Annotated in this window: 12 protein-coding genes; 7 read left to right on the top strand and 5 right to left on the bottom strand. The window is 63.8% G+C overall.

What is annotated here, in order from left to right; all coding sequences use genetic code 11:
- Positions 1-19: 19 nt before the first annotated feature.
- Positions 20-949, bottom strand: coding sequence for a LysR substrate-binding domain-containing protein (locus U5768_RS04830; protein ID WP_322029238.1), 930 nt, complete (start codon positions 947-949; stop codon positions 20-22).
- 111 nt (positions 950-1060) lie between these two features.
- On the opposite strand from U5768_RS04830, the gene U5768_RS04825 reads away from it, so the two are divergent.
- The 7 genes from U5768_RS04825 to U5768_RS04795 are packed head-to-tail and all read left to right on the top strand — an operon-like array spanning position 1061 to position 8710.
- Positions 1061-2233, top strand: coding sequence for an acyl-CoA dehydrogenase family protein (locus U5768_RS04825; protein WP_322029237.1), 1173 nt, complete (start codon positions 1061-1063; stop codon positions 2231-2233).
- Between the two features lie 22 nt (positions 2234-2255).
- A complete protein-coding gene (locus U5768_RS04820; protein WP_322029236.1) occupies positions 2256-3005 on the top strand; it encodes an electron transfer flavoprotein subunit beta/FixA family protein in 750 nt (249 codons plus the stop codon).
- Between the two features lie 13 nt (positions 3006-3018).
- Positions 3019-3963 carry an electron transfer flavoprotein subunit alpha/FixB family protein gene (locus U5768_RS04815; protein ID WP_322029235.1) on the top strand — a complete coding sequence of 315 codons (945 nt, stop codon included), beginning with the start codon at positions 3019-3021 and terminating at the stop codon, positions 3961-3963.
- A gap of 42 nt (positions 3964-4005) precedes the next feature.
- Positions 4006-4860: an FAS1-like dehydratase domain-containing protein gene (locus tag U5768_RS04810; protein ID WP_322029234.1), complete on the top strand. Its 855-nt coding sequence runs from the start codon at positions 4006-4008 to the stop codon at positions 4858-4860.
- A gap of 43 nt (positions 4861-4903) precedes the next feature.
- Positions 4904-6100, top strand: coding sequence for a CaiB/BaiF CoA-transferase family protein (locus U5768_RS04805; RefSeq protein ID WP_322029233.1), 1197 nt, complete (start codon positions 4904-4906; stop codon positions 6098-6100).
- A gap of 3 nt (positions 6101-6103) precedes the next feature.
- Positions 6104-6958 (top strand): CoA ester lyase, encoded by an 855-nt coding sequence (locus U5768_RS04800; protein ID WP_322029232.1) that lies wholly within the window; start codon positions 6104-6106, stop codon positions 6956-6958.
- Between the two features lie 57 nt (positions 6959-7015).
- Positions 7016-8710: an electron transfer flavoprotein-ubiquinone oxidoreductase gene (locus U5768_RS04795; RefSeq protein ID WP_322029231.1), complete on the top strand. Its 1695-nt coding sequence runs from the start codon at positions 7016-7018 to the stop codon at positions 8708-8710.
- Positions 8711-8769: 59 nt separating this feature from the next.
- On the opposite strand, the gene U5768_RS04790 is transcribed toward U5768_RS04795, so the two are convergent.
- Genes U5768_RS04790 through U5768_RS04775 form a run of 4 tightly spaced genes read right to left on the bottom strand, consistent with a single transcriptional unit; the run spans position 8770 to position 14346 of the window.
- Positions 8770-10188: an MmgE/PrpD family protein gene (locus U5768_RS04790; RefSeq protein WP_322029230.1), complete on the bottom strand. Its 1419-nt coding sequence runs from the start codon at positions 10186-10188 to the stop codon at positions 8770-8772.
- 35 nt (positions 10189-10223) lie between these two features.
- Positions 10224-11294: a zinc-binding dehydrogenase gene (locus U5768_RS04785; protein ID WP_322029229.1), complete on the bottom strand. Its 1071-nt coding sequence runs from the start codon at positions 11292-11294 to the stop codon at positions 10224-10226.
- Positions 11295-11348: 54 nt separating this feature from the next.
- Entirely contained in the window at positions 11349-12812 is a 1464-nt protein-coding gene (locus U5768_RS04780) for an aldehyde dehydrogenase family protein (RefSeq protein ID WP_322029228.1), read from the bottom strand.
- A gap of 43 nt (positions 12813-12855) precedes the next feature.
- Positions 12856-14346: an aldehyde dehydrogenase family protein gene (locus U5768_RS04775; RefSeq protein WP_322029227.1), complete on the bottom strand. Its 1491-nt coding sequence runs from the start codon at positions 14344-14346 to the stop codon at positions 12856-12858.
- Positions 14347-14372 lie beyond the last annotated feature (26 nt).

Genomic DNA, 14372 nt, shown 5'->3' with positions numbered 1-14372 from the left:
GTATGGAGTCGGAGCGTCTCTATCCCAGCCAGCGCGCATCGGGCCAGCGGCCCTGTTCGAACGTACTCCTGACGCAGTCCAGTAGCGCACCGACTACACAGCGTACCGGCGCCGTGGCTTGCCGGCTGGTGGGCGCGGCCAGCACGATGGTGCGCCGCAGCCCAGGAGACGTTAGCGGTGCCGCACTGAGGAGCCCCTGTTCGACCTCGTGCGTGACGCCTACGGCGGGAAGAATCGTCCAGCCATGGCCTTGTGCGACCAGTTCTTTCTGCACGCTGAGCGAATTGGTTTCGGCAAAGACGCGCAGCGTCACGCCGGCCTCGGCCGCGGCGTGTTCGATCATGGCGCGCAGGCCCTGTGGGGCGGCGGGCAGAACGAACGGTTCGCGCGCGACGCGCGAGAGCGCGAGCGCTCGCTTGTGCGACAACCCCACCGATGGCGCGGCTACCGCCCATAGACTCTCCTCGATCAGTGCCTTGACATGCAGCGCGGGCGTTTCCTTCTGGCCATAGAGCAGGGCGGCGTCTACGTCCCCTGCTTCGAGCCAGTTCTGCAGATGCCCCGCGTAGCCGATGGTCAGCCGCAGCCGAATATGCGGGTAGCGCCTGGCCACCTCGCCAGCCAGCAGCGTGGCAAGCAGATCCGACGTGCTGGCCAGGAGCCCGATGCTCACGATTCCCGCGACCGGTCCTTCGGTGGGCTGGATCTCGGCCTTGGCGCGCGCCACCTCATTGAGGATGCGGTGCGCGTATTCGAGCATGGTCTTGCCAGAAGGCGTGAGCTGCATGCCGTGACGGCTGCGGTCGAACAGTTCCGTGCCCATGTCCTCTTCGAGCAGGCGCAACTGGCGGGACACGGCGGGCTGAACGAGGTTCAGCAGGCTGGAGGCACGCGTGACGTTGCCGGTCTCGGCCACGGTGACAAAGGCGCGGAGTTGCTTGAGATCCATCGCAGATACCTCGATACCGAAAACTGATGCATCAATCAAAGAATTCTATTTTTCTCTCTATCCATCAAATATTACTATGGAATCACGCAGGCAACTAACGAGACTTCCTTCATGAGCGCTTCCATTTTTTCTGCCCCCGACCAGTACCAGGAGATCCGCGACGCGGTACGTGCTCTGTGCGGCCAGTTTCCGTCCGACTACCACCGCCAGATCGACGAGGAGCGCGGCTACCCCGAGGCTTTCGTCAACGCACTCACCAAGGCCGGCTGGCTCGCCGCGTTGATCCCGCAGGACTATGGCGGCCCGGGGCTTTCGATGGCCGAGGCCTCGGTCATCATGGAAGAGATCAATCGTTCGGGCGGTAACTCGGGCGCCTGCCACGGCCAGATGTATGTGATGAACACCATCGTCTTTAGTGGTACCGAACAACAGAAGCAGCGTTATCTGCCTCGTATCGCTGCGGGCGAGTTGCGTGTGCAATCCATGGGCGTGACCGAGCCCACTACGGGCAGCGACACCACCAGGCTCAAGACCACGGCAGTGAAAAAGGACGGCCGCTGGGTCGTCAACGGCCAGAAGGTGTGGATCTCTCGCGTGCAGCACAGCGACCTGCTGATCCTGCTAGCGCGCACCACACCGATCGACCAGGTGCAGAAGAAGAGCGACGGCCTTTCGTGCTTCATCGTCGAGTTGGACAAGGCCATCGGCAACGGCCTCACGGTGCGACCCATTCTCAACATGGTCAATCACGAGACCAACGAGCTGTTTTTCGACAACCTGGAGTTGCCCGAAGATGCACTGCTGGGCACCGAAGGCAAGGGCCTGAAAGTGATCTTCGACGGTCTGAATGCCGAGCGCACGCTGATCGCCGCCGAGTGCATCGGCGACGGCTACTGGTTCCTCGAAAAGGCGCGCGACTATGCGAGCGAGCGCAAGGTGTTCGGCCGCCCCATCGGCCAGAACCAGGGCATCCAGTTCCCGCTGGCCGAATGCTTTATCGAACTCGAAGCGGCCAACCTGATGCGCTGGCGTGCCTGCGAGAAGATCGATACGCGCCAGAGCGCGGGCGTGGAAGCGAATATGGCCAAGTACCTCGCCGCCAAGGCGAGCTGGGAAGCTGCCAACGCCTGCCTGCAGACACATGGCGGCTTTGGCTTTGCCTGCGAATACGACGTGGAGCGCAAGTTCCGCGAAACGCGCCTGTACCAGGTCGCGCCCATCTCCACGAACATGATTCTGGGACATGTGGCCGAACACGTGCTGCAGCTTCCGCGTTCCTACTAACACTGAAAAGGAATACTGAGCAATGAAGATTCTCGTACCCGTCAAGCGCGTGGTGGACTACAACGTCAAAGTCCGCGTCAAGGGTGATGGCACTGGTGTGGACATCGGCAACGTCAAAATGAGCATGAACCCCTTCGATGAAATCGCCGTCGAAGAAGCTGTGCGCCTGAAGGAAAAGGGTGTGGCCACGGAAGTCATCGCCGTTTCCGCCGGTGTGGCGCACTGCCAGGAAACCCTGCGCACGGCCATGGCTATCGGCGCGGACCGCGGCATTCTGGTCGAAACCGATGTCGAACTGCAACCGCTGGCCGTTGCAAAGATTCTGAAGGCCCTTGTGGATAAGGAGCAGCCCGGCCTCATCATCCTCGGCAAGCAAGCCATCGACGACGACGCCAACCAGACCGGCCAAATGCTTGCGGCGTTGGCCGACCTGTCGCAGGCGACCTTTGCTTCGAAGGTTGAAGTCGCCGGCGACCGGGTCGATGTGACCCGCGAAGTAGACGGCGGCCTCGAAACGTTGTCGCTTTCCACGCCTGCAGTCGTTACCACCGATCTGCGCCTGAACGAGCCGCGCTACGTGACGCTGCCCAACATCATGAAGGCGAAGAAGAAGCCGCTGGACACCGTCAAGCCCGCGGACCTCGGTGTCGACGTGGCGCCTCGCCTGAAGACGCTCAGGACAACCGAGCCCGCAGGTCGCAAGGCAGGCGTCAAAGTAGCCGATGTGGCCGCGCTTGTCGACAAGCTCAAAAACGAAGCCAAAGTGATTTAAGGAGCCGATGGAAATGACCACACTCGTAATTGCAGAACACGACAACGCCTCCATCAAGAGCGCCACCCTGAACACGGTTACAGCAGCCGCAGCCTGTGGCGGCGACATCCATGTGCTGGTGGCCGGTGAAGGCGCCGAAGCCGCTGCTCGGGCGGCCGCGCAGATTGCTGGCGTGGCCAGGGTCGTCCACGCCGACGGCGCATCGTTGAAGGACGGTATCGCCGAAAACCTTGCGGCGCAGGTGCTGGCGGTTGTGGCCAGCAGCGCCGGCAACTACAGCCATATCCTGTTCCCGGCCACCGCCGGCGGCAAGAACGTCGCGCCGCGTGTGGCGGCGAAACTCGATATGGCGCAGATCAGCGACGTTACCCGCGTAGTGAGCAGCGATACCTTCGAGCGCCCGATCTACGCGGGCAACGCCATCGCCACTGTGCAATCGGGCGATGCCATCAAGGTCGTCACCGTGCGTACCACGGGCTTCGATGCGGCACCGGCCACCGGCGGCAGCGCCCAGATCGAAACCGCGGCGGCTGTGGCCGATACCGGCAAGACCCGCTTCGTGAGCCGCGAAGTGACGAAGAGCGACCGACCCGAACTGACGGCGGCCAAAATCATCGTTTCCGGCGGCCGCGCGCTCGGCAGCGAAGACAAGTTCCAGGAAATCATCACGCCGCTTGCCGACAAGCTCGGTGCGGCGATTGGCGCATCGCGCGCGGCCGTGGACGCGGGCTACGCGCCGAACGACCTGCAGGTGGGCCAGACAGGCAAGATCGTGGCGCCGCAGTTGTACATCGCCTGCGGCATCTCGGGTGCGATTCAGCACCTGGCGGGCATGAAGGATTCGAAGGTGATCGTGGCGATCAACAAGGATGCCGAGGCGCCGATCTTCAGCGTGGCCGACTATGGCCTCGAAGCCGATCTGTTCACAGCCGTACCCGAACTGGTCAAGGCACTGTAACGCCCGACGCGGGCATCAATCTGATTCTTCTGGTAGGGCGCGATGCATACGAGTCTTGAAAGCCCCGATTCCTTCGAGGCCTGGGTGGGCCGCCACGCGGAAAGCGCGGACCGCGTGACCGAGGCACCCGTGCGCCTCATGCAGGCTACGCTGGACGCGATCGATGCCGGTGTGTCGCCGTCCGAGCTGCCGCCGCTATGGCATTGGCTGTATTTTCTGCCAGGCGAGCGCCAGTCCGGCATCGGCGCGGACGGCCATCCGAAGCGCGGCGGCTTTCTGCCGCCCATCGCGCTGCCACGGCGTATGTGGGCCGGAGGGCGGCTGCAGTTTCTACACCCCCTGAACGTGGGCGAGCCGATACGGCGAGTCTCCACGATCAAAAGCGTTCAGAGCAAGTCCGGGCGCAGCGGTCAACTGGTGTTCGTGACCGTGCTCCACGAAATCAGCAACGTGAGCGGCATCGCCATTCGCGAAGAGCAGGATATCGTCTACCGCGACGCGCCGGCTCCCGGCGCCGCTGCGGCCCAGCCCACAGCCGCCCCCACCGGCGAAGCGTTCGGCCACACCGTTACGCCCGACCCCGTGCTGCTGATGCGTTATTCCGCGCTGACCTTCAACGGCCACCGCATCCACTACGATCGTCCCTATGCCATGCGAGAAGAGGGCTATCCGGGCCTCGTGGTGCATGGGCCGCTGATCGCCACGTTGCTAATGGAAACGCTGCGTCGGGCGCATCCGGAAAAGACTATCCGCAGCTTCGAATTCAAGGCCGTTTACCCCTTGTTCGACATCGCGCCGTTCACGGTTAATGGGAGGCTCGAAGGCCGCGCGGCGCATTTATGGGCACGCGGTCCCGAGGGCCAGTTGGCCATGCAGGCCAGTGCGGAAATCGAGTAACTGCGCTTATCACGGCGCGCATAACACCGAGACCAGACAAGCCATGTCAGAACCCAATCGCAAAGGCCCGCTCAGCGGCCTGACCGTCATCACGCTGGAACACGCGATCGCCGCGCCGTTCTGCACACGCCAGCTCGCCGACCTTGGGGCGCGCGTCATCAAGGTGGAGCGTCCTGGCGTCGGCGATTTCGCCCGTGCGTACGACCATCGCACGCGCGGGCTCGCTTCGCACTTCGTCTGGACCAACCGCTCCAAGGAAAGCCTGACGCTGGATCTGAAGCAGCCTTCGGCTCAGGCCGTGCTGGGCGAGCTGATCGCCCAAGCCGACGTTCTCGTGCAGAACCTCGCCCCCGGCGCAGCCGCGCGCATGGGTTTGTCATTCGAAAAACTGCACGCGAAGCACAAGAAGCTCGTTGTCTGCGATATCTCGGGCTATGGCGCCGACGGCCCTTACCGCGACAAGAAGGCCTATGACCTGCTGATCCAGAGCGAGGCGGCCTTTCTCTCGATTACGGGCACGCCCGACGAGCCTAGCAAAGCCGGAAACTCGATTGCGGACATCGCGGCTGGTATGTACGCCTACACAGGCATTCTGAGCGCGCTGCTGCAGCGCGGGATCAGCGGAGAAGGTTCGCATGTCGAAGTTTCCATGCTCGAAGCACTGGGCGAATGGATGGGCTTTCCGATGTACTACGCCTACGACGGCCAGCAGCCGCCCGGACGCAACGGCGCGGCGCACGCCACCATTTATCCTTATGGCCCGTTCAAGGCGGGCGATGGCAGGGTGGTGATGTTGGGCCTGCAAAACGAGCGCGAATGGAAGCTATTCTGCGACATGGTATTGCGCCGCCCCGAACTCGCAGCCGACCCGCGCTTCGACGCCAACGTGCGCCGCACGGAAAACCGCGCGGCCTTGAAGGCGGTCATCGAGCAGACGTTTGCCAGCCTGACGGCGCAGGAGGTCATCGCGCGCCTCGATGAGGCTCAGATCGCCAACGCCGCCGTCAACCAGGTCGGCGATCTGTGGGCGCACCCGCAACTGCGCGCGCGCGAGCGCTTTACCACCATAGGTTCGCCGGCAGGTGAACTGCAGGCGCTGCTGCCGCCGGCCAACGTCGACAGCTTCGATGTCCGAATGGATCCTGTGCCCGCGCTAGGTGAACACAGCGCGGCGATCCTGCGCGAACTGGGGCGCTCGGAAGCCGACATCCAGAGTCTGCAGGCCGAAGGAGTGATCTGACCCATGTCCACAACGATTGCCTCGGCTGTGCGCCACGCGCGCAGCCTGCTGTTCGTCCCCGCCACCCGGCCCGAGCGTATCGTCAAGGCGCTGGATTCGGGCGCCGACTGCATCATCGTCGACCTCGAAGACGCGGTGGCACAGGGCAGCAAGGACAGTGCGCGCGAGCAACTCGCGCGGTGCCTGCCGCAACTGACACCCGAACAACGGGCACGCACGGTGGTTCGCGTGAACGCTGTGGGTACGCCGTGGCACGAGGCCGATATCGGGCTATTGTGCGATTGGGTAGGGCAGGGCGTGACGGTGATGCTGCCCAAGTCTGAAGATGCTGGCGCACTGTGGGCAGTGGCGCAAAGACTCGGTGGCGCCGCGTGCATTGTGGCGTTGATCGAATCGCTGGCGGGCCTCGACGCGGCGGATGCGCTGGCGCGCGAGTCGCAAGTTGTGCGCCTCGCCTTCGGCCACCTGGATTTTCAACTCGATCTCGGCATGCGTGCAACGGCCGAGGAGCCCGAACTGGCCTTCGCACGCAATGCGCTCGTGGCAGCGTCGCGTCGCGCGAGGCTGCCCGCACCCATCGATGGCGTGACCACCGACACCGGCAACGCCGCGCGCCTGGCAGCCGATGCCCGGCGCGCGCGCGCCTTCGGTTTTGGCGGAAAGCTGTGCATCCACCCCGCCCAGGTGGCCGGCGTGAACGAGGCCATGGGTCATACCGAGGCCGAACTGGCCTGGGCGCGCCGCGTGCTCGAAGAAGCCGCGAAGCACGGCGGCGAAGCGTTTAGCCTGGACGGCCGCATGGTCGATCTGCCGGTGATCCGCGCGGCCGAGGCGATTGTCGCTATCGCGCAAAAATAGTCGCTACCGGCGCCCGTTCCAGCGGCGCGCGGGGTGAGTCCCACTGAAGAAAACACGATGAATAGTAAAGACCTTCTGGCCCAGTACGGCCCCCGCGAGACCATGGAGTACGACGTGGTGATCGTGGGCGGTGGCCCCGGCGGCCTGGCCACGGCCATCCGGATCAAGCAACTGGCGGCGGAAAAAGGCCAGGACGTCTCGGTGGTGGTACTCGAAAAAGGCTCGGAGCCTGGCGCGCACATCCTCTCGGGCGCCATCATGGATCCCAGGGCGCTGACCGAACTCTTTCCAGACTGGCAGGAGCGTGGCGCGCCCCTGAACCAGCCCGTCACCGAAGATGCCTACGTCTTCCTCGGCGAGCGAACGTCCTGGCGCGTACCCAACCTGATGCTGCCGCCGTTCGCGCACAACGAGGGCAACTACATCATTAGCCTGGGAGCCCTGACCAAATGGCTGGCCGAACAGGCCGAGTCGCTCGGCGTGGAAATCTTCCCGGGCTTTGCCGTAGCAGAAGTGCTTTACAACGAAGACGGCTCGGTCAAGGGCGTGGCCACGGGTAACGTTGGCATCGATAAGGACGGCGAGCCCACCGCGAACTTCCAGTTGGGCATGGAACTGCATGCCCGATACACTATTTTTGCCGAGGGCGCGCGCGGCCACCTGGGCAAGCAGCTCATAGAGCGCTACCGGCTCGATGCAGGGCGCGATCCGCAAAGCTTTGGCATCGGCATCAAGGAGCTGTGGGAGATCGACCCCGCCCGGCACCAGCCGGGTTTCGTCATGCACTCGGCTGGCTGGCCCATGGACAGCAAGACCTACGGCGGCGCTTTCCTCTACCACCTCGACAGCAACAGGATTGCCGTGGGCTTCGTTACGGGCCTTGGCTACACCAATCCCTGGCTGAGCCCGTTCGAGGAATTCCAGCGCTGGAAGACTCACCCCGACATTCGCCGTTATTTCGAGAATGACAAGGGCGAGATCACGGCGCGACGTCTCTCGTACGGTGCGCGCGCCATCAACGCCAGCGGCCTCAGCGCCTTGCCCAGGTTCGTGTTTCCGGGCGGCGCATTGGTCGGCTGCGATGCGGGCTTTCTCAACGTGAGCCGCATCAAGGGCAGCCACGCCGCCATCAAGACCGGCATGCTGGCGGGCGAAGCCGCCTATGCTGCCGTGACGGCAGGGCGCCAGCACGACGAACTCACGGCCTATCCTGAAGCCTTCGAAGCGAGCTGGCTGCACGCGGAGCTGAAGAAAGACCGCAACTTCAAGAACTGGTTCCGCTATGGCCTGACCGCAGGCACGCTAATGAACGGTTTCGAGCAACTCGTGCTGCGCGGACGCATGCCCTGGACGCTGCGTCGCCGCAAGCCCGACCACGCCTGTCTCAAGCCGGCCAGCGAGTGCAAACCCATCGCCTATCCCAAGCCAGACGGCAAGCTGACGTTCGACCGCCTTTCGAGTGTCTTCATCAGCAATACCAATCATGAAGAGAATCAGCCTGCGCACCTCACGCTAAAGGATGCTAGCGTGCCGGTGACCGTCAATCTGGACCGCTACGCCGGGCCTGAGGCGCGTTACTGTCCGGCGGGTGTCTACGAGTTCCTGGACGACGAGGTGGAAGGCGGCAAGCGGCTGCAGATCAATGCGCAGAACTGTGTGCACTGCAAGACCTGCGATATCAAGGACCCGACGCAGAATATCGTCTGGGTCACGCCCGAGGGCGGGGGCGGTCCCAACTATTCGGGCATGTGAGGGAGTATCGAAGCGCGGCTTGCGGCACAGGGATTTCAGGCACCGCAAGCCGCTCGGTGCTACATGGCCCACATTTCCGTCAGCTCGGTGGTGCTCATGGCTGGATCGAGCTCGCGCAGCGCGGCGAGCAGCTTCTGAGCCCTTGCAAGGCCCAGCGTTTCGGCGGTTAGCTCCATGAACTTCGCGTCTTGCTCATGCTCGGGCATCGGGTTACGGTCGGTGCCGATCGGATTCTCCACGAACACGTGCTCGGAGCGGCCGTCCTTGAATGTGACGGTCACGTCGGCCACGAACCGGCCCGGGTACTGCTTCTCAAGCGCGGGCTCTTCGGTAATGCGGATACTGCGAGCCATCGCTATGACGGGTTCCATATCGACCTTGCCTTGCAGATAGTCGTGGTGAACCCGAAACCCATTGCCTTTGCCCAGCAGCGTGAAGGCGGCCTGGATGGGCAGGCTGAACTGCACGTGCTCGATATTCTTCGGCTCATAAGCGTTGGTATTCGCCGTGCCGACGACGACGTTGAAGTGCGGCGTGATCTTCAGGTGCACGTCGGCGATTTCGGCCTGACGTTCGGCGAACGGGCGCAGCGCGTCGATGTAGGCATGCGTGCAGTAGCAGGCGCAGTAGGCTTTGAGCCAGACGGTGCCGATCTCGAAAGGCTGCTCCAGCGCAAAGCGCTGTTCGGCAGCGTCGCCTGCCGTACGTTGTAGCAAGGTACGAAAAAATCCCTTGTTGCCGCTCAGGAAGGCGCGCGGACCGGTGATGCCGGCGCGGGCCATATCGGCGGCGGCCATGCCGTTGCGCGTGCCGATGCCGGCGTGAATGCGCTTGATGGAGCCGCCAGTGGAGGTGTACTCGGTGGTGCCCGACACGTGACTTAACGCAATGGCCAGCGCATGGAGCGTGGTCTCCGCGTCGAACCCGCGCAGCTTGGCGGCGACCGCGGCGGCGCCGAAGTTCGAGAGCGTGCAGTGCGGATGGAAGCCTCGTTGCAACAGGTCGGGCTGGGCCAGCACGCCCAGGCGTGCGTAGACCTCATAGCCAGCGACCATCGCCGTGATGACTTCTTCAAGCGACGAACCCAGTTCCTCGCCGATCGCGAGCGCGGCCGGGATCACGCAACTGCCCGGATGGCTGTAGCTGGGGCCGTGCGCATCGTCATATTCGAAGCCATGGCCATAGGAGCCGTTGACGAACGCGGCGTCCCCGGCGCTCATTGTCAGCGCGGAGGCGCTCACGCGGCTCTTGCCGGGCCTCTGCTGCGCTGTTGCGTACTTCAGCAGTTGCCCGGACCAAGGCATCTTCGAGATGCCGATCTGCAAGGCGATCTGGTCGCGCATCAGCCGGTTCACACCGGCGTGCGCGCTGGCGTCGAGATGCTCGTATTTCAGTTCCTGAATGAAACGAACGATCTCCTGCTCCAGCGGCGGGCAGTTGGCCGGAACGGTGGATGGGGTTTCGTGCTCGGTGGTCACGAGAATCTCCTTTCTTTCTGGATGCGATCGGGAAATCAGAACAGGAATACGCCTTTGCCGCCGGCCTGCGCGTCGAACAGACGATAGGCTTCGTCGGCTTGTTCCAGCTTCCAGCGGTCGGTAAACAGCTTGTCCACGTCCACGCCATGATCGGCGACGAAATGGATGCAGTCCTTCATGCTGACTTCCGACATCGTGTACGAGCCCATGATGGTGCGCTGCTTGCCGATCACGTCCTTCATGCCGTCGACGTTGAGGTTACCGCTCACGGCCACGAGCGCGATGCGGCCCCACGCTCGCGTGCAGCGTACCGCCTGCTGTTTCGGGATGTCCCCACCCGCGCAGTCCATTGCGCAGGTCGCGCCCAGGCCGCCGGTCAGCTTGAGTATGGCTTCGACCGGGTCCTGCTTGCTGCCGTCGATAACGTGGGCCGCGCCAAACGCCTTGGCGCGTTCGACGCGGTCGGCGGAAATATCGACGCCAATGACTTCCACGCCCATGGCCGCAGCCAGTTGCACCGCGGACAGACCGACGGGCCCGAGGCCGAACACGGCGAGCGTGTCGCGCGCGCTGATGTTCAGGCGCAGTAGCGCGCCCCAGGCCGTGCCCGTACCGCAGGAAACGGCGGCGCCCGTGGCGTATGAGACGTCATCGGGCAAATGGACGAGCGACGTCACAGGCACCCGCATGTAGTGAGCGTGGCCGCCGTGCTTGATCACGCCATGAATATCCGCTCCGTGGCTGCACATCTGCGTCCAGCCGGTGCGGCAATGGTCGCAATGCTGGCAGCCTTCGTAGTGGAACACCGCGACGCGGTCACCCACCTTGAAGGCGCGCGTATCGACAGCCGCGCCGAGTGCGACGATCTGGCCGCACGGTTCATGGCCGCCGATGATCGGCGTGTCTTCCGACATGCCCCGCGACGCCAGGTCCTTGAAGCCCAGCGATTTGATGACGTCAGCGGGCTTGTTGCGATAGAAGTGCAGATCGCTGCCGCACATCCCCGAAGCCTTCATCTCGATGACCGCGTCGAGCGGACCGGGCGTGGGATCGTCGAAATCGAGGATATCGAGTTTCTTGTCGCCCTTGAAAACAACGCCTTTCATGTGTCTCTCCTGATTTATTGTCGTGGCTGGAGCGCACGGCAGCGGGGCCGCGCGTCAATCCAGATTGATGTACGTGGCCTTGGGGTAGAGGAAGCTTTCCACGTGCTCCTTGCCGCCTTTCCAGCCATAGCCGCTCATCTTCGTGCCGCCGAAACCCACGGCGGGATCGATCACGCCGTAGCAGTTGACCCAGACAGTGCCCGAGCGGATGCCTTGCGAAACCTTGTGGGCGGTGGACAGGTCGCGCGTCCAAACGCCGCCCGCGAGGCCGTAGGGTGTGTCGTTGGCCAGCTGGAGTGCCTCCTCCGGGGAATCAAACGGAATCACCGACGCCACTGGCCCGAAGATTTCCTCCTGGGCGATGGTCATGTTGTTGCGCACGTTGGCAAAGACCGTGGGTTCGACAAAGAAGCCGTTGGTCAACTCGCCGCCGAGGCGGCGGCCGCCGTGCACCAGTTCGGCTTCCTTGCCGCCGATGTCCATGTAGTGCATGACGCGTTCGAGCTGGCGCTGCGAGATTAGTGGGCCGATTTGAGTGCCGGCCTCGCGACCGTCGCCGATCTTGATGGTTTTGGCGAACGCGGCCATGCGCTGCACGAATTCGTCGTGGACGGCACGCTGTACGAGAATGCGGGTGCCCGCCACGCAGACCTGGCCCGTGTTGGTGAAGACGCCCATGGAAGCGCCGGGGACCGCCTTGTCGAGATCGGCATCTGCGAACACGATGTCGGGCGACTTGCCGCCTAGTTCCAGTTGCAGCCGTTTTAGGTTGCCGGCCGAAGCCCGCACGATCGCCTGCGCCGTGCCCACCGAACCCGTGAAGGCCACGCGGTCCACGCCCATATGCCCGGCCAGCGGTTCGCCAACGTCCTTGCCGTAGCCGGTGACGACGTTGATAACGCCGTCTGGGACGCCTGCCTCCATCATCAGTTCGGACACGCGCAACGAGGACAGCGACGCATCCTCAGCGGGCTTGAGCACGGCGGTGCAGCCGGTCGCCAGCGCCGGGCCGTAGATCCACCAAAGGCCCATCAGCGGACCATTCCAGGGGATGATGCCGCCTACCACGCCCACGGGCATCAGATGCTTGAGCGCCGTGAAGTTCGGCGCGATGGACAGTGGACTGGCCGCGACTGAGGCTGTGCCTGTCTGCGATGCATAGAATTGCAGTAGCTGCGAGAGCCATTCCTTGTAGCCGCGCGTGCGCGCGAGCGGCGCGCCCATGTCGAGCGTTTCGATCAGCGCCAACTCATCGAAGTTGTCGAGGATGACGTCGTGCACGCGCAGCAGCAGCTTGCGCCGCTCATGTGCCGTGAAGCGGCTCCATGTCCCTTCGAAGGCGCGGCGCGCAGCGGTGACTGCACGGTCGACGTCTTGTGCATCGCCCCGGGCGACCCGGCACAACAGTTCTCCCGTGGCGGGATTGATGGCCTCGATGTGCTGGCCCGAACTGGGTTCGACCCATTGCCCGCCGATCAGCAGCTTTTTTGAGCCTTGTACGAAAGCCGGCGTGCTCATGTCCACGGCGTGTCTCCTTGATGGTTGTTGTGGCAGGCTGGAATCACATGCGGACCATGATCGATTTCGTCTGCGTGTAGGCCTCGATCGATTCCTGGCCGAATTCGCGTCCCCAGCCCGATTGCTTGTAGCCGCCGAAGGCCATGGCCGGATCGGATTCGCCAAACGTGTTGATCCACAACCGGCCCGCCTTCAACGCACGCACCACCTTGTGGGCGCGCGAAACGTCGCGCGTCCAGACCGCGGCGGACAGGCCGTAGGTCGTGTCGTTGCCTTGCAGCACAGCGTCGTCCTCATCCTTGAATGGGATGATCGAGAGCACGGGGCCGAAGATCTCTTCCTGCGCGATCCGCATGCCGTTGCGCACGTTGTCGAACACCGTGGGCTCGACGAAGTAGCCCGCGCCGCTCCACGCGTTGCCGCCCAGTCGCAGCGTAGCGCCGCCTTCCTGTCCCGCACCGATGTACGACCATACGCGCTCGCGCTGCTTCGCCGAGATCAGCGGCCCCAGCTTCGTATCGGCCGCGAACGGATCGCCCGCTTTCCACGTCGCCGCCAGTTGGGCCACGCGCTCCGACACCTGGTCGTGGATGCTCTCCTGCACGAACAGGCGCGTGCCTGCCGAGCAGACCTGGCCTGAATTGCCGCAGAAGGTTTTGACGGCGCTCTGTACGGCCTTTTCGATGTCGGCGTCGGCGAAGACCACGTTGGGCGCTTTGCCGCCGAGTTCCAGCGTCACCTTCTTCAGATTGGACGTGGCGTCGCGCACGATCTGTTTGCCGATGGCCGTGGAGCCCGTGAACGCGATCTTGTCCACGCCCAGATGCTGGGCGAGCGCGGCGCCCGCCGTGGCGCCGAACCCGGGCAGCACGTTGACGACGCCGGGCGGCAAATCGGTTTCCTGGATCAGCTCCGCAAGACGGATGGAAGTCAGGCACGCCAGTTCGGCGGGCTTGAGGATCACCGTGTTGCCGCAGCAGAGCGCGTTGGCGAATTTGATGGAGGCCATCAGGATAGGCACGTTCCACGGAATGATCTGTCCGCACACGCCCAGGGGTTCGCGCAGCGTATAGATCAGCGTGCTGCCGTCGGACGGGATCGTGGTGCCCAGCACCTTCGAGCACCAGCCCGCGTAGTAACGGAAGATGTCGACGGCGGCCGTTACCGCGCCTTGGGCGAACCACAGGGGCATGCCGTTATCGAGCGATTCGATCGCAGCCAGCTCGTCGATGTGCTGCTCGACCTTGTCGGCGATCTTGAGCAATACACGAGTGCGCGCGTGGGGCGACAGCGCGGCCCAGGACGGCGCTTCGAAGGCCTTGCGGGCAGCGATGACAGCCGCGTCGACGTCGGCGCTATCGGCTTCGGCCACATGGCAAAGCAGTTCTTCGGTAGCCGGGTTGATGACCTCGAATGTCCTACCCGATGCCGCGTCGATCCACTGTCCGCCGATGAGAAGGCGCTTACCGCCTTGCTTGATCCAGGCGAGCGCTTTCGCGCGTGCGGCTTGAGCAGTGTTAGATGAATTCGTCATGAAGCCTCCACGTGAATGGCAGTGCA

The organism is Paraburkholderia sp. J76 (genome assembly GCF_905220295.1).
GTDB lineage: Bacteria > Pseudomonadota > Gammaproteobacteria > Burkholderiales > Burkholderiaceae > Paraburkholderia.
The sequence above is the reverse complement of the archived record's forward strand: the minus strand, read 5'-3'. Positions and strand labels throughout refer to the sequence as shown.